The 20931-nt window shown below is 28.6% G+C and carries 24 protein-coding genes; all 24 read right to left on the bottom strand.

What is annotated here, in order from left to right:
- Nucleotides 1-82 precede the first annotated feature (82 nt).
- The 24 genes from ACFQZW_RS11595 to ACFQZW_RS11480 all read right to left on the bottom strand — a co-directional run bounded on the left by ACFQZW_RS11595 (nt 83) and on the right by ACFQZW_RS11480 (nt 20606).
- The gene (locus tag ACFQZW_RS11595) at nt 83-742 is read right to left on the bottom strand and encodes an NUMOD1 domain-containing DNA-binding protein (protein WP_386783169.1); all 660 of its coding nucleotides are present in this window, start codon (nt 740-742) and stop codon (nt 83-85) included.
- Entirely contained in the window at nt 726-1793 is a 1068-nt protein-coding gene (locus tag ACFQZW_RS11590) for an AAA family ATPase (protein ID WP_386783167.1), read from the bottom strand. Before ACFQZW_RS11590 ends, ACFQZW_RS11595 begins: the two co-directional genes overlap by 17 nt.
- A 488-nt stretch (nt 1794-2281) precedes the next feature.
- On the bottom strand, nt 2282-2536 hold the full coding sequence (locus tag ACFQZW_RS11585; RefSeq protein WP_386783165.1) for a hypothetical protein: 255 nt from the start codon (nt 2534-2536) through the stop codon (nt 2282-2284).
- Between the two features lie 68 nt (nt 2537-2604).
- Nucleotides 2605-3582 (bottom strand): DUF3871 family protein, encoded by a 978-nt coding sequence (locus ACFQZW_RS11580; protein ID WP_386783163.1) that lies wholly within the window; start codon nt 3580-3582, stop codon nt 2605-2607.
- Entirely contained in the window at nt 3560-4468 is a 909-nt protein-coding gene (locus ACFQZW_RS11575; RefSeq protein WP_386783161.1) for an AAA family ATPase, read from the bottom strand. Before ACFQZW_RS11575 ends, ACFQZW_RS11580 begins: the two co-directional genes overlap by 23 nt.
- Nucleotides 4469-4588: 120 nt before the next feature.
- On the bottom strand, nt 4589-4933 hold the full coding sequence (locus tag ACFQZW_RS11570; protein ID WP_386783159.1) for a hypothetical protein: 345 nt from the start codon (nt 4931-4933) through the stop codon (nt 4589-4591).
- A 303-nt stretch (nt 4934-5236) separates the two neighbouring features.
- Entirely contained in the window at nt 5237-5674 is a 438-nt protein-coding gene (locus ACFQZW_RS11565) for a hypothetical protein (protein WP_386783157.1), read from the bottom strand.
- Nucleotides 5675-5889: 215 nt separating this feature from the next.
- On the bottom strand, nt 5890-6261 hold the full coding sequence (locus tag ACFQZW_RS11560; RefSeq protein ID WP_386783155.1) for a hypothetical protein: 372 nt from the start codon (nt 6259-6261) through the stop codon (nt 5890-5892).
- A gap of 25 nt (nt 6262-6286) precedes the next feature.
- A complete protein-coding gene (locus tag ACFQZW_RS11555) occupies nt 6287-7162 on the bottom strand; it encodes a hypothetical protein (RefSeq protein ID WP_386783153.1) in 876 nt (291 codons plus the stop codon).
- A 141-nt stretch (nt 7163-7303) separates the two neighbouring features.
- Nucleotides 7304-7537, bottom strand: coding sequence for a hypothetical protein (locus tag ACFQZW_RS11550; RefSeq protein ID WP_386783151.1), 234 nt, complete (start codon nt 7535-7537; stop codon nt 7304-7306).
- A gap of 26 nt (nt 7538-7563) precedes the next feature.
- Nucleotides 7564-8118, bottom strand: a complete 555-nt coding sequence (locus ACFQZW_RS11545; RefSeq protein WP_386783149.1) for a hypothetical protein — start codon at nt 8116-8118, stop codon at nt 7564-7566.
- 10 nt (nt 8119-8128) lie between these two features.
- Complete coding sequence (locus ACFQZW_RS11540) at nt 8129-8611, bottom strand: hypothetical protein (protein WP_386783147.1); 483 nt, start codon at nt 8609-8611, stop codon at nt 8129-8131.
- A gap of 24 nt (nt 8612-8635) precedes the next feature.
- Entirely contained in the window at nt 8636-9478 is an 843-nt protein-coding gene (locus ACFQZW_RS11535) for a CFI-box-CTERM domain-containing protein (RefSeq protein ID WP_386783145.1), read from the bottom strand.
- 95 nt (nt 9479-9573) lie between these two features.
- Complete coding sequence (locus tag ACFQZW_RS11530) at nt 9574-9756, bottom strand: hypothetical protein (RefSeq protein ID WP_386783143.1); 183 nt, start codon at nt 9754-9756, stop codon at nt 9574-9576.
- A gap of 464 nt (nt 9757-10220) precedes the next feature.
- Nucleotides 10221-10955, bottom strand: coding sequence for an SOS response-associated peptidase (locus ACFQZW_RS11525; protein WP_386783141.1), 735 nt, complete (start codon nt 10953-10955; stop codon nt 10221-10223).
- Nucleotides 10956-10957: 2 nt separating this feature from the next.
- Nucleotides 10958-12214, bottom strand: a complete 1257-nt coding sequence (locus ACFQZW_RS11520; protein WP_386783139.1) for a Y-family DNA polymerase — start codon at nt 12212-12214, stop codon at nt 10958-10960.
- A gap of 1 nt (nt 12215) precedes the next feature.
- Complete coding sequence (locus tag ACFQZW_RS11515; protein WP_386783137.1) at nt 12216-12665, bottom strand: LexA family protein; 450 nt, start codon at nt 12663-12665, stop codon at nt 12216-12218.
- 245 nt (nt 12666-12910) lie between these two features.
- The gene (locus tag ACFQZW_RS11510; protein ID WP_386783135.1) at nt 12911-13825 is read right to left on the bottom strand and encodes a competence protein CoiA; all 915 of its coding nucleotides are present in this window, start codon (nt 13823-13825) and stop codon (nt 12911-12913) included.
- A 170-nt stretch (nt 13826-13995) separates the two neighbouring features.
- Nucleotides 13996-15447 (bottom strand): hypothetical protein, encoded by a 1452-nt coding sequence (locus tag ACFQZW_RS11505; RefSeq protein WP_386783133.1) that lies wholly within the window; start codon nt 15445-15447, stop codon nt 13996-13998.
- A gap of 55 nt (nt 15448-15502) precedes the next feature.
- On the bottom strand, nt 15503-16927 hold the full coding sequence (locus ACFQZW_RS11500; RefSeq protein ID WP_386783131.1) for a toll/interleukin-1 receptor domain-containing protein: 1425 nt from the start codon (nt 16925-16927) through the stop codon (nt 15503-15505).
- Nucleotides 16928-17106: 179 nt separating this feature from the next.
- On the bottom strand, nt 17107-18408 hold the full coding sequence (locus ACFQZW_RS11495; protein ID WP_386783129.1) for a hypothetical protein: 1302 nt from the start codon (nt 18406-18408) through the stop codon (nt 17107-17109).
- A complete protein-coding gene (locus tag ACFQZW_RS11490; RefSeq protein ID WP_094967317.1) occupies nt 18405-18839 on the bottom strand; it encodes a hypothetical protein in 435 nt (144 codons plus the stop codon). Before ACFQZW_RS11490 ends, ACFQZW_RS11495 begins: the two co-directional genes overlap by 4 nt.
- 193 nt (nt 18840-19032) lie before the next feature.
- The gene (locus ACFQZW_RS11485; protein WP_386783127.1) at nt 19033-19359 is read right to left on the bottom strand and encodes a YegP family protein; all 327 of its coding nucleotides are present in this window, start codon (nt 19357-19359) and stop codon (nt 19033-19035) included.
- A 50-nt stretch (nt 19360-19409) separates the two neighbouring features.
- A complete protein-coding gene (locus tag ACFQZW_RS11480) occupies nt 19410-20606 on the bottom strand; it encodes a site-specific integrase (protein ID WP_386783125.1) in 1197 nt (398 codons plus the stop codon).
- Nucleotides 20607-20931 lie beyond the last annotated feature (325 nt).

Here is a 20931-nt window from a genome sequence, read left to right as displayed (position 1 = left end):
AAAGTGTTTTAGTTATTTGAAAAATAAAAAAACCCAATCTCTAATTAAAGAGATTGGGTTAAAATAATACACTATAATTATTCTAATTATACTTCCATAAAAAGCCACCACTTTGCTCCCTTTCTCCTCTACACACTCTTGATATACAAGATTTACTAATGCCTGTAATTTTTGAAGCTTCGGCTACGGAATTGTATTCAGCGGTAAACTCACCACCTACTAAATATTGATGAACTACTTTTCTACGTTTATCTGTAGTTGGTGAAAATGGAACTTTATAATCATAACTCCAATAATAACCTCTAAATATTTTATTCACACTTAAACAAGTTCTACTTATGCATTGTTTGTTTGCATTGACTGCATTGGCTGCATCGGTTAAACAACTATAAGTATTCTTCAAGTATCCATCTACAAGATTATATTGATATACAGTTTTTTTAAATCCACCTCCTTCGTCTGAATTGTAACCTTCTTCTTTTGCCTTGAATTCATCGATATACTGTTTTTCTTTCTGAGCTAATTCATCAGTAGATGATGCAGTATCAATTTGTTCCCATTCAAAAGCATCAACTCCATAAGTGCTGATAGCTTCTTGAAATTTACCTGACTCTCCTCTATTTGCTCTCTCTAAATGATCTAATTTTCTTTGTGCAACTGAATTAGTAGTTGCTCCTATATAAACTAATCCATTTTCTAAATTTTGAGCTTTATAAATTATATAATTATTTTCTATCTGCATCTCCTTCATTTTTAACATCTCCATAATTTACTGAAGCATAATAGCCTAATACAGGAGTTTTAATTTTATTCTTTTTTTCTAAATCCTGTAAATAATAACCATACTGTCTTTTTTTAACTCCCAAAACAGACGATAATTTTTCAAACAATTCTTGCTTAGAAAAGGTAATTGAAGAATTTTCATTAAGGTAGTCTGCGATCACATCAGATTTATTATTAGTTCTTCTTCTATCTGTTCGAGCTATAATTTCATCTTCATTAGCATCATCAATATAATTTAACCAGCAATCATTATCAATTACAAATTCCTTTACATTATCATCATCATCTTGCGCATATCTAAAAAACACATTCTTAATGTACCGGTTCTTTTTAGAAGTACAATTAATTCCAATAGCAAAATCAGATTCTTGTGCAAATACCGCACTTCCTTTTATTTTATCCATTGTAATTGCATCATCTCCAATCTTAGGTGTATGGTGAATACATATTAAAGTAATCTTTAAAGAATCACACACATCACGAAGTCTTTGCATTAATTTTTCAGCATCAGCACTATTTTCTAATTGCCCAAGATTCATTCTAGTAATACTGTCAATAAAAACCACTTCTGCTTTTGAATCCTGAATAGTATTTATGAGATTTTCATAATCAACATTTTTAACTATTCTTCTAGTAAAATCAATTGGTTGAAACCTATAATTTTCTCCAATAAGCAACTGCTCAGAATCAATCAATGATTCAAACTGCATTACATTTCTTTCAACTCTATTTTGAAAAAACTCCTCCAACCCAACAAATAATACTTTTTTTGGAATTCCATCTAGTTGATATCCAAAAAATTCTTTTTTACCCATTGCTATACTCATAGCCAAATTTTCACAAAAAATAGTCTTTCCACTTTTGCTAGGTCCAAAAACCAACCCGAATGATTTTTCTTTAATACCATTCCACAAATACTTAGTTTTTGGTTGTGTCTTGTTATAAGAAATCATTTCATTTAAAGTAAGAAACCTTTTTTGCCCTACTTCATTTTCTTCTAATATTTTCATATTATCTAATATTATACCATTGCAATATTCAACAACAGTGTTTATAAACTATTAAAAGGTTATTGGAATATTATACCATCAAAAAAGCCATATCAATTAAAATGGATATAGCTCAATTCAAAATATTAGATTTATATTTTTGGTTTCTTTTTTCTAGTGGTTTCTTTTTTTCTTATTTTTTTATTTTTTACTCTAATAATGACGATATCTAACCTCAATTATTAAATACAAATATACGACAAATAATTGAATTTTCCTAATTTAAATTGAATTATTTTCATTAATTGTGTTATTTTTTTATCATATTTATAATTACACTTTGTAATATTTTTAATTACACACTGCATTAATATATCAAATCAATGCAATCAATGCAGTGAATGCAATTAAATAACTAGTTGAATCATTTTCAGTGGTTTTTTGTTTAGGAAGAAACCATCTCAAAAGCTTGATTATCCAAAATACAGCATAACTTCCATTTCAATTTACTAGTTGTCTACTTTAATATCAAAGTAGTTGTAATAATACCCTTGACCTTTAATTATATACACTGTTTTTAGTTCTTGGGTTATCTTTACTTCCTCTACCCAAACTATTTGCCCCTTCTTTAGCGTACCAATATCTGTCAGGACAAGCACTTTGAAAGGGCAAAAAAGTAATTTAAGTATATTATTCCAAGTAACAATATACAGTTGTTTGGGAGAGCAGTATTTAAGTAAATCTGCTAGTTGTTTGTCATCCATTTATATATTTTTAGTAGATGCTTATGTACAACCAAAAAGCATCAAATTTTAAAAAATAGCTATATTATTTAATTAGACAACAACCAATTAGGCACCTTGTTTTGTGTTGAATTTACTAGGTTATTGATAAGCTCATATGCATTAACATTCCGCTCAAAATTAGAATCTATATAACTGCTCTTGTTTGCCTCTGTGCATAAATTATACAAATTCCATAGGTTTATTGAACCATCTGTATTTCTTCCAAAGTTTGGACAGGTATAATATTCTTTTATAACAGTGTTAATTTGACTATCATTTAAGGTTAATGGAAATACAGTTTTTTGTGCTGTTTTATCTAGATATTGATACATTCTAAGTTTCCCAATTAAATGTGCAAATTGTCTTTCTGTTAACTCAAATCTGCTCATTCGCTCCATCATTCCTAAGTGTTTTACTTGATTGTAATTAGCAAACAATTGCTCCATTTGCAATGCAAGTTCTGTTATAGAACCTATTCTTATGTCATTAGAAAACCCATCGGTGGAAATACATAAATTTGTACACACCATATTTTGAAATCCAATAAAAATCTTGAATTTCTCTAAAGCTTTTTTAGAATATAAATTTTGTTCATTTAAACTCCGAACACCTCCAATACTTAAGGACAATTCATTACCATTGACATTTTGTTTTAAGGAAGGGACCTCTATCATAAATGCACATCGTTCATAATAGATTGTCTTTTCGTGTTCTAATAATTCTTTAGCTGGTTTCCCAATTGCTGAAGGTATTCTCCCTTTCACAATATGACTTACACGTATATTTGGTTTATAGATCTCTTCTCCAGGGAATAAATCTTGCACCACTTCAAATGCTTTTTCAATAAACTGAAAATGTGAAATAGTACTTTCATTGTCTTTTGAGAATACAGGGATAATGCATTCTTTTTGTAGGTGGTTCAATGTCACTTGTTCTGTATTGGCTTCAATAAAATTACCAGTACTTATTTGTGTAATTACTTGTTCCGTAGGTATAACCTGACTATTTGTTGCTATCAATTCCATTTTCTGAATTTTTTGATGGTTGAATAATTTGCTTGTTAGTGATTATTTGAGAAGACACATTTTCAATTTCTGCTTTTCTCTGAATAACACTGTCCTTTATTTTTATTTGGTAGTTGGGATATTTCGAGTAGATATGACGTAAACCTTCTAATGTAGAACATTGGTCAATTTGCACTTGTATTTCTGCTAATTTTTCTTGCTCAGAGACACCATCATTACACCAATCTTTTAAAATTTTACCTGTTCCTTTTGTAATTACAAACTCAGGTTTATTCATAAATAAGCCTGTTCTATCTTTTGATGCTACTGCTAAATGTTTATCATTTATGAGTTCAAAATTGGTAGTTAATTCGTATTCAAATCCTTCACGCGTAATTTCTTTTGTTCCGTGCTTGATGACTTTCGTTCTACCATTTTGGTCACTATCCAAAGAATAATCTATTTTTCTTCTAGTTGTCGTAATTATATGACAACAAGATTGTAAAATAGCATCTATAAATGCTTGATGTCTTGGACTTACTTTTGCCCAATCTTGAAATCTACCACCCAATTGTTCGTGCAATTGTAGACAACCTCCTTTACCCTGCCATTCGTGAGTTATACTATCAATAATAATTACTTCCATAGAGGCTTTTTCACAGGTTTTAATGGCTTCAATATATCGTTCTGGACTATAGGGTTCCTCTAATGTTAATACATTAAAGTCGCCTAAATGTGAATATAGACTTGCGCTGTTATTTTCAGTGTCTATGATAGCAATCTTCCTCCAATCATTGGTAATTCCATAAGCTAATAATAAAGCAGAATAGCTTTTACCAAAGCCACTTGCTCCACTTAACCCAAGTCTTAATTTTACTTGACTTCTTTGTGCTTGTTTTAATTTCATAATTGTTGTTTTTATAGTTTGTAATTAAATTTTAATAGGTTGTAATTGTCTAAAAAAAAGACATAAAAAAAGGAGCTCCATTTCTGAAACTCCTAGTTTTAAATTTGTTTGATAATTTGGTTAAATCACCAATTCTTTGTCAATTACATTGTCTCTCACAATGCTTTCTTGTTCATCCACATACTCATAACGATGTGATAAAGTAATGATTTCTCCTGTAGTAGGAACGGCATATTCATAAGATTCAACTTGAACCTTTTTTATACTTCCAGGAAGTTCTGTCCCTTTTAAAGATGCACAGGTTTCCTCATCAAAAGTACAAGCTATTCTTGCAGATCTAGCTGTTAAATAAGTTCTTCCTGTTTCTCTACTTTTAACAGCTTCTACGCCAGATTGAAGTACTAATGCGTGAAATTCTGTTCCATCCTCTTTTTGATACGTCTTGTAATCTACGATTTTTACCATAGTTTTTAAATTTTTAAGATTATACAATAAAACACGGGGGTATCCCGCAAAATCAAAAAAGAGTGGGGGTTGATTTTTAGATTAAGTCCCTCACTTACTGATTTTTAAAAATAATTTAGATGGTTAAATGTACAATCAATGTGTTAAAAAAAATAAAAGAGAGGGGGGGGGTAACTCTTAGATAATTCCATATTCAAGTTGAAAAAAAATTTCTAAAAAAATTATTTTAGTACCATTAAAATGCATCTAATAAATATTCACTTTATGAGTTGTTTAAAAAAAACTATTCACCTTTTATGTTTTCTAATTACAAAATATTTTATATCCATCAAGTGTAAAATAAAATTTCCCTACGTTAATATTTGAGTCCATATTTAATTCATAAACATATAATATTTCTCCACCTCTTCTATCATATAAAATTTTATGAGAGTAATGATAATATTTTCGATATTCGCTTATCCCTTCTTCATCTAAAAGAAAATTAGGTGTTCTTATTTCAAAATAATATCCATTATTATCATAATCTGTTTGTGTGATTTTTGAAGGACCATAGCTTTTTTCTCCACTTTCATTATCAGTTTTAATAAACGCCTTACTTAAAAAAGTGAAATAGTATTCCTTCTCTCCGCAGTATGTTGAGTTTTCTCCTCTAATATAATTTGTTCCGACATTTTGAGAAACAGATTTAGTCGAAACTAGCCCAAACAGGATAATTAATATTTGAATCATTTTTTTCATAATTTTCATTTTTAAAATTTAATCGTTTTTATTATTATTAATTCTATTTCTTTAACTTGATATAATATCTGTAAACTACTTAATCCAATCCCATCAGACTGAGATAATATCTCCTTAGTTTTCTTATTAATTTTCTGAATTCTTAAGTAATCCCAATTTTCGCAATATATAAATTCATTAGTTGTTGGATGGTATAAATAATATGCTCTCCATTGTTATTTTCCTTGACTAATTGGGTAGGAGAAATCTATATAACCATCAAAATTATAATCATAAAATTCAAAGTATATTTCACCTAAAGCAACTATATCTTCAATATCAACTATTTTTGTTATTAAATGGTTATCATCATAAATTCTCATTTCTTCAATTCCTCCATAATAGCCAATGTTGTCAGAATAACTCAATTGTTCATTCCAATTCATTTCAAAATTATATCTGTCAATTGAAAAAAAGTCTGTTTCGTTAGTTACGACAATACTTTCAACATTTTCATCAGAAAATAACTTCCAATCTATTCCAGATAGATTTTGTGAACTTATGTTCAAACTTAAAAATGAAATAGAAAACACTATAAATAATTTCATCATTAGTTTTTATTGTTATATTATTTTAAAAAGGATCTCCATTTTTACCCTTAGAAATAGGGCGATTCCTACACTCTTCTAATATGAATTGATTATATCCTTTTTCATCTTTACCAATAACATATCTTATCATTAAATCATCTGTGTCTGGATGGTGAAAACTAAAAGCATTTAAATTAGGATGGCAATACAAACATTCTGAAGGTTTTACATTTAAGTTTTTAATTCCTCTCAATAAAAACTCTTTGAATTTATTAGAAAATTCAATTAAAACTTCATTTTTGAACGAGTAAGAATACATTATATCTTCATCTAATTCTGATAAATATGAAATATCTAAATTACAAACAGATTGAATTACACATTCCTCTAATTTTGAAACATCCATAAAAAAATGCTCTTTATGATTTGTTACAAATGAGTTTACTTGTTTAATTATTTCATTTGAAAATAATTCAATTTCATATCTGTTTTTTGGTAATACCCAATAACAATCAACTACAATATCTGTATCAAAAATTGTTACACTATCATTAGGTCCTCTATTCACATATAAATTTAAAACACCCAATTCGTAGTTAACCTTTTTAATTAGCAGTTCTAGATTTATATATTTTTCTTGTAGACGATTATATTCTTTAAGGTTGTTTTTGGATAAAATTTCTTCACCATTTTCATCATTAATATAAAATCCCTTTTCATCATTATAACCACTATTGCCAGGAAGTCTATCTTTTTCAGAGCTTTTATTTACAATAATATTCTCTGAATTTGAAACATTCAATATTTCTTCATCCCACACATTCTTATAGGCAAATACCATTGAATCTTTAGAAGCACCCATATCCTTTAAATATTCCCAATAAATAAGAGCCTCAACTTTTTTAGACCTACTTTTCATAATTAAACATTTTAGTAAACTTTATTGGCTAACTTATTTTGAGTATTACTCCTCTTTAGAATTTCTTTTCCAAAACTACATTTACATATAGCAAATACCAATGAGCTCATTCTTTCTAAATCTATGATTGTTAAAAGCAAATTATTGTTTATAAAATATCATATAAAAGAAAACACCAACTATACCAAAAACAACTATTAAAAATACGTTTGCTGCTACCTCCTGTAATCCCCTTAATGCATCGAAGCCTCTCCAGCTGAAAAATCCTTTTAGAAACCACAAAACACATAATATTAATGCAATAATAAAATAATTTGCACATCCTTTTGAGCCACTTGTTTTAGACTCAGAATTTTGCTCTTCTCCTATTTCCATATTGAAAAAAAATATTTTAAAGACATTTAAAAGTAATCTCCATCCTTAATTTTCAAACCAAGAATCTCACCTAATTTTAAAAAAGCCTTTTTTATTTTAACTGAAGCATCCTCATTATCTGAAATTAATATTTCCAATTTATCAATGTTTGAATTTTTGGAGCCTGAAGATCTGCTTTCCTCATACTTTACTTTCAAATAATTCGGCTTTATATATAAACTGATTTTAAAATAATATCTGTTTTTATCACTTACTCTTGTTGTTGAAACCTTACTAATACCTCTTATATCTATTATTTCAGCCTGACTAAAAAGAATTACCCCACTTTTATCAAGGCTATTATGAAATTCAAAACCATAAATAAATAAATTTTTAAATTCTAAATGAGTAATTGATCTCCCAATGAGTCCTTCAGCATGTATCTTTAAAACATCATTATCGAACATCGCATAATTATCATAACTACCTGTTGGATCGTTAGAATCAATTATTTCAGAAATATATTCTTTTAAATCGTTTATGTCTTGCGAATAATTATTTATTGAAATTAACATTAACAAAATTACTATAGCTTTTTTCATATTAATTTTATTAATTAATACAACTTAATTCATTCTGTAAAATGGAAACATTCTCAGTAACTGTTGAGCCTTTTAAACTACCTTCTAAATAGAAATAAATACTTTTAAGAGGATAATTCTTAAGCTCTTCATAATCTGCTTTTTCAATTTCATACAAACCCATTGCTAACTCCCTACCATTCATTTTAATTAGTTCAGACATTAATGGTTTCAAACTAATTCCCTTTTTATTTGTTGATTGAATAATAAGATTATCAGTTAATTTTTTTGGTGATAAAGATTTAAAAAGAACTGATACATTTAACATTAATTGATCTGATGTAATGTTTTTGTAGATGGATATACCGACCTCATAATCAGATTGTCTTATTACAGGTTTAGGGTTGAAATATTTAATCTCATTTCCATCAGGTCTTATAGTTGTTTTAAAGGCACATTGCCCATTTGAAGGTGTTATATTTAAGATTACTATAAAAAGAAATATTTTTTTCATCTGATGGTTTTGTTTAAAATATAATTATTCATTCAATTTGTTGTAAATGTAATTTAAAACAATCTTAATTTTATTTGATATATATGGGTTTCTAAAAAGATAATTATAAATTAGAGGACTTGTTTTATAATAAAATTTTATAAATAATAACCCAAAAATGGTTTTGGTTAAAACATTATCTCTGTAATTTCTAAAAAAAATAACTTCCTTACTAAATATATCCCTATAACACGCTGTTGCAATGAAACAATTGGACTCTACTTTCTCAAGAGGAACTATAGCCTCTTTTGGTAAAGTATTTTTATAATATGTATTTAAAAATAATGTATTTGCATTTTTATGTTCTTCCTCACAATATAAGCTTACACAATTTTTTACACCTTCATTATCATAATAATATAGATTGAAAATGTACCCTTCTACAAATTCTGTATTTACTGAAGTAAACTTATCTGTAATCGACCTTCCAATTACACTTGCTACAGCAAAACCCTTTCTTAACATATTTTTTGCCATATGCTTTGATTCTTCTTTTTTTACAACCTCCAATTTAGAAGATTTTAATTCTTCAAAATTGATAATGTTAGAACGATTGATGTATACTGTACCCAAATCAGACATATCTTCACCACTGTATTTTACAAAATACAATATCATTCCATTTACTGAAGCTAGAATAGATAGTAAATATCCGTTTTTAACATACCCTTTGGGGTAAAAAATAGTGTCAATCTCTTTAATTCCGCTTTTATAATAAATTACAGCTTGATAATGATTATATATATTAGTAAATTTTAAATCATTTAAGATTTCTCCATTTTCATATTCTTCTCCAGTTAGATAAATTCTTTTATTTTCTAATTTCATAATCAAAAATTATTAATCCTTTTTCTTTTTTTTTTACTTACTCCAAATATTAATATAATTACTACACTTGCTATCCCCAAAACAGACATCTTAGCTTACCCTGAACCTGTACTAGCAAATATGTTAATAATTGAAAAAAATATTAGTGCCATTGTAAGCTTCCACTTACCAATAATTAAATCAGAAAATGTTACTTCAGTAATTTGTTCATCACTTTCTTTTGAACAACCTGCAAATAAAAGGAGTCCAATCATTAATAATAATGCTTGTTTTTTCATAATAATTTTTTTTAATTCTGCCAAGTGCTCACAGTTTTTTAATCTTTTAATTAAGATATGCACCTCTATCTTTAATCTAAAATACTCTTTGAATTTATTTATTCATTATGGAAAACCATAAATTGTATTATTTTTCCAATTCTTATTAATTACTCAAATTTAATAATTTAAGTTGTATTGCGGTCTTCTGTCCGCATTATTTTTTAGAACAATTTAGTCCTTTGTTCTATGTCAGAAATCAATAAGAAGATTTGCAACTACATAGCTGAGGAATGGATACTTAAATCTAAATCTAATAGAACCTTTGCTATTGACCATAATATTGATGAAAAGACTGTAAGAAAAATCTTACAAAAAGAAGGTTATGAAATTCCATTACTCACAATAAGTAGAATTTGTGAAGCTCGAGAAATCAAGATTTCTACCTTTTTTAAGTTATTGAATCTTTAAAAGTTAGATTTACTTTATTTAAATGAAAACTGTATAGATTCATCTCTACTTAAAATCTCAACAATATTACTATCAACCTTACTATTAAATAAATCCTTACTTATAACATACGCTTCAATCATATTATCACTGTAGGGTATTTCAAGTAGTCCCTTAAGTTCTTTTTCAGTATGTGAAGTATCTAACCAACTATTTTCAATATCTCTGTTTAGTAGTATAGGTTGTCGTAATTTTTTATTATGAATTTTTGCAAATAGTGGGCTTGCATTTTTTGTAAGTATCGTATAAGTAACTACATTCTCAACTATGGTATAAATACCTGCTAACCCTATCAAATCATTATCTTTTCTTTTAATATGTATTGGATATTTTTTCTTGTTGTATTCGTGGGGTTCAAAAAAACCACTTACAGGAATAATACAACGTTTAGTCAGTGCTGATTTTTTATATAGCCAATAATCAAACAACTTTTCACTTCGGGCATTTAATCCACTACCATATTTAAGCTGTTGTTTGTAGTACTCTTTTACCTCACTTACTTTTTTAGTAGGTGGTACGATTCCCCAAACAGCAGGTATTAAATGTGTATTTTTTTGTTGTGGAATGATTAATGAATTCAAATGCTCAAATCCATTATTATGATAGTGTGGTGTATCATAAATTTCTCTTAACTTTTCATCAATCAATGCAACATTAAATCTGTTCTCAACTTTCTTTACTTTTTGGGTATGTGAGGTATGAAAACACATTGCTAATAGATATTGATAATTTCAGTAAGATTTGTAGTGTATCGAGGTGATAATTTCTCTTGCTTCATTTTCCAAGTTCTACCCAAATCTTGTGAACCAAATTTCACCTTGTTTTGCCCTATACTTTTGTTCAAACTATCAATAGTTTTCATCAGTTGCAAATGCTTAGGATTTTCTTTAGTAAACAGAGTAAATTGTTTTGTATTCTCAGGAGTTAATCCCATTACTATAACCCCTGCTTTTTTATAATGGTAGCCTTCCTTATAAATATATCTTAGTCCCTCTACAGCATAACGAATTAAATCTATACTTGAATTGGTGGGATAATGCGTTTTTACAACTATGTTTTTTCCATATTGTGGTAAATCCTTTCTGTGCCAATTGCTATGTAAAAAAACCATAATAACATTGCAACAACTTCCTTGTTTACGCAATTTTTCAGCACAACTAATAGCAAATGTACTCACACGTTCCTGTATGCTTTCAAAGTCTGTTAGCATCCCTTCAAATGTGCGTGTAGTTGCAATCGCTTTTTTTGTTTGAACAGCTTCTAAACCTAATGTTGGCTTTCCTTCCAATTCGTGTTTCAATCTTAAACCTACAACACTCAACTGCTTTCTAACCAACTCATCGTGCATATTGATAAAATCATAGGCTGTTTTTATTTTATAGGAATTTAAACGTTTACTATGCTTTCTACCTATCCCCCAAATATCTTCTACAGCTAACCATTTTAAAGCTTTGATTCTTTTAGCATCCGTATCCATTACATAAACACCTCCTGTTTGCTTTGGAAATTTTTTAGCTATTCTATTAGCAACTTTTGAGAGTGCTTTTGTAGGTGCTATTCCAACACTTATAGGAATTCCTGTTCCTTTATCAACGGTCTTTTTAATGGTTTTAGCATAGCTTTGTAAATCTATTAAGCCAAAGCCTTTAAATTGTAAAAAAGCTTCATCAATACTGTATATTTCAATGTCAGGGGTAAAGTTAGATAGCAGGGTCATTACTCTATGACTCATATCTCCATACAACGCATAATTTGAAGAAAATACGTGAATATGATTTTTGTTGAATAAATCCTTAAACTTAAATGCAGGTGCACCCATAGGAACACCTAATGCTTTAGCTTCATTACTACGTGCAATAACACAACCATCATTATTGGATAAAACCACAATAGGTTTATTCCTTAAATTAGGTCTAAACACACGTTCACACGATGCGTAAAAATTATTGCAATCAACTAAAGCATACATATTAAACGTTTTTAATAACAGTAGTTACAATGCCCCAAATAATAAAATCATTATCAGCAGTTACCTTTATAGGTTGATACTTTTCATTTTCAGCAATTAACCAAATAATATCTTTTTCAATTTTAATGCGTTTTACTGTAAACTCTCCATCAATAAAACAGACAGCAATTTTATTGTCTACAGGCTCTAAACTTTTGTCAATAATCAATAAATCACCATTGTTTAGCCCTGCATTTATCATACTATCACCTTTCACTCTTCCATAAAACGTAGTGCTAGGATTTTTAACAAACTCTTTATTTAAATCAATACTTGCATCTAAAAAATCATCCGCAGGGCTTGGAAATCCTGCACTAATACCACTTTCAACAAAGGGCAATTGAATACTTGTAGTAGTATCAGCAGTATAAATTTCAAGGTTAGTAGTATGATGTAATTTCAAAAGTTTCATTGGCAAATGTGTTTTTACAAAATTAGGAACTAAAAAATTACAAAATTAAAACCTAAAAAAAAGTTTTTCACTAAAAACAAAACCACCCCCTAATTGGAGGTGGTAAAATTGCTATGAAAAAGATGTAGGCTTAGTACCTACAAATCAAATATAATGAATTATTTTTTTAATAGATTTGATTTTGTTTTAAGGTTCATTATTTAGTTTAAAATTAAGCATAAATCTCATATTGTGTTATAGCCTGTTTATGTATATTTTAAATATTTTTTCAAAAAAATCTCTTTAGAAACTATTTTATTCTCTTGAAGCCAATAAATATAATTTTCATTAAGTCCTGAAAGTTTATCAATAAAAACTGGAAATTCCATTTTATCAATGAATTTCCTCCAATTTTTTTTTATTAGTCTCGTTTTAAAAAAACTATCTCTTTTGTTTTGAATTATTTTGAAATTTGTCTCTCTTTCAAATATATCATAGTTAATAAATAGTTCTTTACAGAGTTTTTTTAATTCTAATTTTAGTAAATACTGCAAATAATCCATATTGATATTATCATTGAATTTAAAAATTATTAAATCTCCATTTTGACAATCAATATTTTCCAAATTTCTATGATTTTTTATATCTCGAAAAGTGTTTGAATTATAAAAAGCACTTTTAAATTCATCCATATTATAAAATTCAAGTTCAGTAAAAACATCTGTTGGAACTGTTAATTCAAACTTGTTTATTTTTGGTTTAAATTGAGTTACTAACTCTGATTTACTCATAAGGTTTTCTCCGTTTAATATCCAAATAAGTCCATTCTTACCATAAAAATTTTCTCGTTGTTCTATTTCAATTGATTTGATAGGAGAATTTTGAATTTCAATGACAACACCATTATTTAATCGAATATCTGCTCTGTGAAATTCATTTTTTTCATTATCATAAAGTGTAATTTCTTGGTTCTCAATTGGAAAATAATTTTGCCATTTGATATGCCAATCAGTTATTGGCTCGTGCCAATCATCACAATCTTTTACCTTATGACTCCAATGTTTTGTCCTTATCTCTCCATATTTTCCTATTACTTCAGATTTACAAGTTGGACAAATTCCTTTTTCTCCAGATTTATTTACTTCAATTTTTATATCATCTTTATTTAATGCAAATCTCATAGTTTTTCTGTCAAAAAATTGGCTATAACGGTTAGTATATTAAAAGTAGGCGATTACGAAGCGCTAAACTTTCAGTTAAGTACAAAGTTTGATACGACCAAAACCCTTGATATTACTATTATCGCACCTATTTTTTATATACATTGTTACCTGCTGGCTTTACTTCTTTGTTATACATAATGTTTAAATGGTAATACTTCTGATTTAATGTCTTTTCCTGCTGTCAAAACTTCACCAATTGAATCTGCAAAACGAAGAGTTACAGGAGAACCGTCAGCATAAATACAGGCATTGTAGTTCAGTTTTGTTAAAGCTAAAATGTCTTTGCAAACAGTTTCAATATCTTTTTCCCCTCTCATAACTTCAACACTTATTGGATTAGGTGTTTCAAGTCCCAATTGTGTTTGTATTCTTGGTATGTAACCTTTCGTCCATAGATAAGCAAGTTTATCTTTTACAAGTAAAGTTGTTCCTCTTGGTACACAATAAGAAAAGTCTCTATAGAGTTTAAATGTGTTATCGTCCTTGATTCTAACACCAATAATTTTGCTTTTCCCTTCTGTTGCTTCACAAAATCCGCTCCATTCTTCGTCATCAAAACCTGTTTTTGCGTGAATGAATATCTCGTGTGGATAATCGTCTGTTTCCGATTTTTCCCTAAAAGATTCTAAAGACATTGAAAGCAATTCATACGCATCTTTCTTAGTAATATGAAACTCTTTTGTTTTTGGATTGTACCAAGGTCCAATATTTCCTCTAAAAACCATTCCATCACCTGAATCAAGAAACATTTGTGCAGCACAACAAGCATTATTTCTATTTTCCCCTAATTCAATTTGCTTGTAAACTAAACCCAAATAGCAAACATTTTTTCTTACATCACCCAATTTCCAAGGAAGCCCTCCTGATTTGTAATATAAGGTTGTCGAGATATTCCAAGCTTTAGCTGTGTCAAATTGTTTTTCATAATTTATTTTCTCTTGATCTGTCCACAATGTTTCATAAGCAATTGTGCTTTCTCTTATGATTTGAGTAACAACTTTTTCACTTAGTAATTTTGCTTTTAATTGGTTATGAAAGTTAATTTCATATTCATATGCTTCCTTTAAATTGTTCAGTTCTTCAAATAGGAATTGTTGATTACTACTTCTATCCTTTTTTCTTAGACCAACAGTTTTATTGTCAACTGCTTTGGGTATTTTGGATTTAGGTCTTCCGAATTGATAAATTTCATCTGGAATTGCAACAAACCAAACTGTAATGGGAATATGTTCTTCATTCAAATATTTTGTAAGCTTGTCTGCATACAAATTTGTTAAATTGAAAACTCGTTGATGGCCGTCTGTATATTTTAAAAACTCATCAATTTTGCTTCTTGGCACATCAACTTCCTGAATAGCCTCAATATTTATAAAGATATCAAATGTTGATTCAAGCCCTGGGAAATAAGGTCTTGCTACATCAGTTTTTTCAGGTATAACAGGTTGGTGAATCCGTTTTAAATATGACTTCACGTATTCTCTTTGTTCTTTTGACCCAATAATTCCAACGCTGATTTGGCCAATATGCTTGTTCTTTGAATAAGCACCAAAAAGTGTTAAACCATCTCTTGGGTCTTCCATTTTTTGGCCAAATCCAAAAGTTAGTTTCGGTTCAGGTATATGTATTAATTTTGACTCAATCATTATCCTCTGAATTTTCTTGCTCAAATTCGTATACTGAAAGCAAACCTTGTCTTGTTTTGTCTTTTGGGTCAAAATACCCAAAGTCAGCCCAATAAATCTGAGAAGTAATAGGCATTTCTAAAGTGTACTTAGATGATAAAGCAATTTCTATGCGGTCTTCCTTTTTAAGAGCATCAATAAAGGCCAAGAATAAATCTCGCCATTCTTCATTAAACATTCTTTTTCCTTTAGCTCTTCTCTGACTGTGAATTTTACTTGAATCAGTCTCGTCTTTATCATTCTTCAACACATTAAAACCGTCTGTTGTAAAAGTGATATGACTTTTTAAGCTAAATGCCACAATAGGTGATAGTATTGGTTTTACTGAAACAGCATAATGCCACTTTCCTAAACTTTTATGCTTCCCCAACAAATTCTTGGTTTTGAATTTTTTAACCTTTCTGAAAGGATATTGAAACTTAGTTTTAAAGGTATTTAAATTTGCTGGAGTGTAATAATATGCTAACCTTTTATTCGACATTTCATACCAAAACATTCCTCTGTTTTTCATCATTCTATGAAAAACCTCCTTCAATAATTTCTTTAAATGGTTTTCTGAATCTCTGTGAGTTGGAAAGCTACTTGATTCAAAACCAATCAAAACATCTGTAACTTTAATCTTGAAAATATTTTGAGGTTTTACAGAAAAAGTATTCTTGTCTTGGTTGATAGCAAATTCTTTTCTCTCTTCAAATGAACTTAAATGGTTAGTAATCTTACTAATGGGATAATCTGAAAACTTTCTTGCAATGATTGATGCCTGTTCAAGGCTTTGAAATTGATATAAAAAGAAATATTCAGGGAGTTTATTTATTTCCCACCAATTTGTGTAATACAACTCACTTTTTGGAGTGATGCCATTACTGGAAACAAATTGTTGCTCATACCAACTTCCAAAATCAGTTTTTGATTCTTGCTTAGTTTTAAGCACCTTATCTTTTTGCAATTTCTTTTCTAACTGCTTAAAACCATTTGCCCAATTTTCATAAAATGGAATTTGATTCAGTCTATCCGCACCAATAAAAAGATTGTAATTTGAAGCATCAATATTCATCATTATGATAAAATCATTGATACTGTTTTGTTTGCCAATACTTTCTGCAAAACTAAATTCCTTACTAACTCCGTCTTTTAGTTTACCTGCTATTGGGTTTCCATCATTATCTTTTTGGAAGATATTCTTTGAATAAACTAAAAGAAACTTAATCGCTTCATTTCTAATCACGCCATCAATAGTTTCCCAAAATTTTTCTCCGCCTACCAACCCATTTTTATCAATCCAAACTTCATAACCAAGCAATTCAAGTCTGGAGGCTAACCAAATTGTAAAATCGTTATCCTCTGGTGTAGCATGACTTATGAATATTGTTTGCCTCATTAATTGACGTTTGTTTCTATGATTATGTTCGTTTTTTTAGCTTGTAGGTAACGGTTGGGCTATGAGTAGTTGCGTGGTTTAGCACTTAACTTTGCAAGCACACACCAAACTGAAAATCCGCGAGGATTTTCAGAAGTAAGCGAGAACAAGCAATTACTTATAGCCATTGTTGTACACATTTATTCCTCAACTTTTACAGAGGAAACAATAGTATCTTTTTCTTTAATTCCTTTTTTCCCAGACTTTTTTGTTTCTAACACTTCTATTGTTACTTGATATGTGTCTTGAAGATTTAAAAAATGAACACCATCTTTTAGTTGTTTAGAAAATTTTCCGGAATAAATATCTCCATCAAAACTTTCAAATTTGAAACTCGAATAGATGGAATCTAGAGCTTTGTATACTCCTTTGGTCTTTATTTCCTTAACATTTTCGAATTCCAAGGAATTGAGATTACCTAATATGTTGTTTGCTTTCGTTGAATTAAATGTGTCAATAAGTACAGTTTCATTGATTGGATTTGCATATTGTACATTAATCACAATATCGTCTTCTTTGATTTCCTTTAAGAACGAGTTGTATGAATTTAACATATCTTCATTCAAAGTAGTTTTGAATTCACGTAGAGTTTCTAAATCTTTACTAGCATCAAAAAGTTGAAAAAGTGTTTGAGTTATTTTTTCAGAACTAGTTTGATTATCAAATAATTCAGTCTGCTTTGTGATAGGTCTGAGGAAAATACTAAAAGATGCAGCTTTTGCATAAACAAACTCTAATTCGCCCATCTCTTTAATACTTTTTAATTCTCCTTTCTTACGCCTAGGTCTTTCTTCAATTGGAATTTTTGCTTTTGTGTCGTAAATATTAAGAGCTGTTGCTTTATTTAAATCTGTATAATTAGTTAATGCTTTTCCTAATATCGAACTATATATTTTACCATAACCAACCTTTCTGTTTGTTGATTTGATATGAATATTTATTAATTCTTCGCTTGATTTTTTTGCTTCTTCCAGAATATCAAAAACTTTGGTTTCTAATTGAGCTGAAGTTAAATCAAGTTCGAAGTTTTCAATTATTAATTCAAGATTTCTGGAATCGTCTTCTTCAAATTTTAAACCTGAATCTGGTAAATAGTCATAAGGCAAATTATTTGGTGAGCAAATCTGACAATTTCGTATTACATTTTCATTGTCTTTGTCTAAAACGAATACAATTGAATTTAATGGATTGTTCAATAAATTAAAATGAGTGCATTCTCTAATAATGTATGAATTTAGAGAAGTTGAATTAATTTGATAAACCAACCATCTATTGAACTCTTCGTTAGAGTCAACCCAGTCAAATATAAATGGATTATTATTTATGTCTTTATAAACACTCATTAGTGAACCATCAAAATACATTAAGTCACCTACTTTTTCGAGTTCGAAAGGTAGAGTTTCTATTTTGAATCCTTTTATATGTCTTAAATCTTGGCTCAACTATTTAATTGTTTTACGATGGTAAATTTAGGTTTTAAATCACAACTTTCATCTTCGTGAAAAGTAAAATGTCCTCTTTTGTCGGATTCACTTGCAATTCCCTCATTTTTTTCAATTGTTCCCTCTGCAATTGCATTTCCTAAAGTTTTAGCCAAAAGAGGTTTTCTTTTCAAAAAACTAGTCAATCGGTTTTCAGCCTTTTTTAAATCATTGAATAAAGACAAACCGTAACCTTTACATTTATCATCACAGTCATCAAAATCATCAATTCTATTTGGGTCAATTTTCAAAACTGGAATAAAATTATATGGATGTTCAATATCAGAATGAACCCAACGATAAGCCACTTTCTCTTCTTCAACATAATTTTCAGATGGTGGACAATCACAATCCAAATTCGAAATGTCTTCAGCGTATTTATGTCTATTCATTTGATATCGTTTCTTTTAATTGTGTACAACTTCTTTTAACATCTTATTTATCAATTTATTTCATATAAATACAAGGGATAAACAGCAATTTTACAAAACACTAAATTTATGAAAAAAAATAAAAAAAGAGTAACTATCCGTAGATAAATTACTCCTTTCTTCAATTAATAATAAAGTTATAAATTCTACTCTTCTAAATTTCTATAACATCAGCTTTAGGAGCATTCTTCTTTACTGAAGCTATTCCATTCTCCATACCACTTACAGATTCATACATTTCACTTGTTCCAATTACCTGCCCATTGGTTGCTTTTAAATTAAAATAAGGTTTTCCACTTTTAGACTCTAACCTCTCATATTTTGAATCATCTTGAGAATTTTTACGAACTGATTCAATTCCATTGGTACAGCTTGCTTTTGCTTTATACCCTTCACTTGCTAAAATAGCTTGACCATTATTAGCTTTTAGTCTAAATCTATACTCTCCTCCTTTGTCTGTGTAAATTTCAAATTTTGCCATAATAATTTTTTTATTAAAATATATGACACTAAAATAATAAAATTTTTGGTTTATAATTTTCTTTTCAATTTAAATATCTCATCACTTACCTTCTTCTTTATAATTTTACCATAACTAGCTTCAGTGATACCAATACTACTATGCCCTAATAACTTACTTACAATTTCCATAGGAACATCATTATAAAGCAATACTGTTGTCGCAAAGGTTTTTCTAGCTATATGAGTAGTTAATCTTTTATTTATTCCCAGAATACTTGCAACTTCCTTTAAATAGGAATTGTATTTTTGGTTTGAACAAATGTTGAATATACTCTCAAAATTATCATCAATATACTTATCAATTAACATTTTAGCTTTTGGTAGTAGTGGAATTGAAATATCTTTTTGTGTTTTCTCCCTAATCATTTCAATCCATAACTCATCATCAAAACCATTTACAATATGATGCTTTTTAAGATTTTTTATTTCATTATAGGCTAAACCTGTATAACAACTAAAAATGAACCAATCCCTTACTTGTTGGAGTCTTTTTTGAGTAAATTGATATTTTTCAAGTGCCTCCAATTCATCTACACTTAGAAAAACAATCTCAGTTTTTACACTTTTAGTTTTGTACAACATAAATGGATCCCTCTCTAAATACCCTTTTGACAAAGCAACTTTAATGGGTTTTCTAAACCTCTGAATTGATTTATTTATGGTAATCTGCTTTTGATTTTCTTGAACTTTTAAATAATATTCAAAATCAACTAAAAACTGTAAATTCAATTTATTTAATGGGTAATCACTTGCTCTATATTTCCATTTTATAAAAGATTTTACATTGTTTCTAACATAATGAAACTTATTCCAAGTTACTTGCTTAATATCAATTCCAATAAGCTTTTTAATACGTTTTAAGTAGACTTCAAAGTACTCAATAACATTATACTCTCTTATTAGTTTTCCTCCTCTAAAAAGCATGTAGATATCATGTACGCTGAATGATTCTTCTTTAACTTGTAACAATAAAAAAGCCTGACGGATTTTATTCTCTATCAGGCTCAATTGTTGGTTAATTAATGTATTTTCTTTATCTGGTGGTTCTGCTATCTGTTGTTTGCTATTCCAGAAAGATGGATTAATAAATATTCCTGTACTGAATTCCTTTCTAATCTTATTGTATGTGATTCTACATCTAACTGAACATTTACCTGCGTTATTCGTTTTAATTTTATTTATTTGAAATCTTATATTTATTTTCATAATTTTTAGTTTTGGTTTGTTGGAAATGATTAGGACACCTTTAATAATTTTTAGGACACCCCATAGAACACCTTTTCTCATCAAATAAGTTGACAAGTTGGCATTTTCTTGTAAAATGTAAATAGTGTAGATTATGCAACTATATCTCATAAAAAAAGAGTTACATTTCTGTAACTCTTACTATATTTTTAGATTTGAAATTCTTTTATGAATTTCCAAATAATCGAAGTATGTCTTTTTGAGTATAAAAAGTACTTACACCAAAGGTTTGAACAGTTAAATTATTTTGTTTAATCTTAAGCATTTTTTGCCCTTTAATTTTTTT

This window comes from Lutibacter aestuarii, assembly GCF_042676885.1.
Classification (GTDB): Bacteria; Bacteroidota; Bacteroidia; order Flavobacteriales; family Flavobacteriaceae; genus Lutibacter; species Lutibacter aestuarii.
Note: the sequence above shows the minus strand (reverse complement) of the source record. Positions and strands in the feature narration are given on the sequence as shown.

Coding starts and splice junctions, on each gene's coding strand:
- ACFQZW_RS11595 (WP_386783169.1), bottom strand. CDS start 742: ATGCAGATAGAAAATAATTATATAATTTATAAAGCTCAAAATTTAGAA.
- ACFQZW_RS11590 (WP_386783167.1), bottom strand. CDS start 1,793: ATGAAAATATTAGAAGAAAATGAAGTAGGGCAAAAAAGGTTTCTTACT.
- ACFQZW_RS11585 (WP_386783165.1), bottom strand. CDS start 2,536: ATGGATGACAAACAACTAGCAGATTTACTTAAATACTGCTCTCCCAAA.
- ACFQZW_RS11580 (WP_386783163.1), bottom strand. CDS start 3,582: ATGGAATTGATAGCAACAAATAGTCAGGTTATACCTACGGAACAAGTA.
- ACFQZW_RS11575 (WP_386783161.1), bottom strand. CDS start 4,468: ATGAAATTAAAACAAGCACAAAGAAGTCAAGTAAAATTAAGACTTGGG.
- ACFQZW_RS11570 (WP_386783159.1), bottom strand. CDS start 4,933: ATGGTAAAAATCGTAGATTACAAGACGTATCAAAAAGAGGATGGAACA.
- ACFQZW_RS11565 (WP_386783157.1), bottom strand. CDS start 5,674: ATGAAAAAAATGATTCAAATATTAATTATCCTGTTTGGGCTAGTTTCG.
- ACFQZW_RS11560 (WP_386783155.1), bottom strand. CDS start 6,261: ATGAAATTATTTATAGTGTTTTCTATTTCATTTTTAAGTTTGAACATA.
- ACFQZW_RS11555 (WP_386783153.1), bottom strand. CDS start 7,162: ATGAAAAGTAGGTCTAAAAAAGTTGAGGCTCTTATTTATTGGGAATAT.
- ACFQZW_RS11550 (WP_386783151.1), bottom strand. CDS start 7,537: ATGGAAATAGGAGAAGAGCAAAATTCTGAGTCTAAAACAAGTGGCTCA.
- ACFQZW_RS11545 (WP_386783149.1), bottom strand. CDS start 8,118: ATGAAAAAAGCTATAGTAATTTTGTTAATGTTAATTTCAATAAATAAT.
- ACFQZW_RS11540 (WP_386783147.1), bottom strand. CDS start 8,611: ATGAAAAAAATATTTCTTTTTATAGTAATCTTAAATATAACACCTTCA.
- ACFQZW_RS11535 (WP_386783145.1), bottom strand. CDS start 9,478: ATGAAATTAGAAAATAAAAGAATTTATCTAACTGGAGAAGAATATGAA.
- ACFQZW_RS11530 (WP_386783143.1), bottom strand. CDS start 9,756: ATGAAAAAACAAGCATTATTATTAATGATTGGACTCCTTTTATTTGCA.
- ACFQZW_RS11525 (WP_386783141.1), bottom strand. CDS start 10,955: ATGTGTTTTCATACCTCACATACCCAAAAAGTAAAGAAAGTTGAGAAC.
- ACFQZW_RS11520 (WP_386783139.1), bottom strand. CDS start 12,214: ATGTATGCTTTAGTTGATTGCAATAATTTTTACGCATCGTGTGAACGT.
- ACFQZW_RS11515 (WP_386783137.1), bottom strand. CDS start 12,665: ATGAAACTTTTGAAATTACATCATACTACTAACCTTGAAATTTATACT.
- ACFQZW_RS11510 (WP_386783135.1), bottom strand. CDS start 13,825: ATGAGATTTGCATTAAATAAAGATGATATAAAAATTGAAGTAAATAAA.
- ACFQZW_RS11505 (WP_386783133.1), bottom strand. CDS start 15,447: ATGGAAGACCCAAGAGATGGTTTAACACTTTTTGGTGCTTATTCAAAG.
- ACFQZW_RS11500 (WP_386783131.1), bottom strand. CDS start 16,927: ATGAGGCAAACAATATTCATAAGTCATGCTACACCAGAGGATAACGAT.
- ACFQZW_RS11490 (WP_094967317.1), bottom strand. CDS start 18,839: ATGAATAGACATAAATACGCTGAAGACATTTCGAATTTGGATTGTGAT.
- ACFQZW_RS11485 (WP_386783127.1), bottom strand. CDS start 19,359: ATGGCAAAATTTGAAATTTACACAGACAAAGGAGGAGAGTATAGATTT.
- ACFQZW_RS11480 (WP_386783125.1), bottom strand. CDS start 20,606: ATGAAAATAAATATAAGATTTCAAATAAATAAAATTAAAACGAATAAC.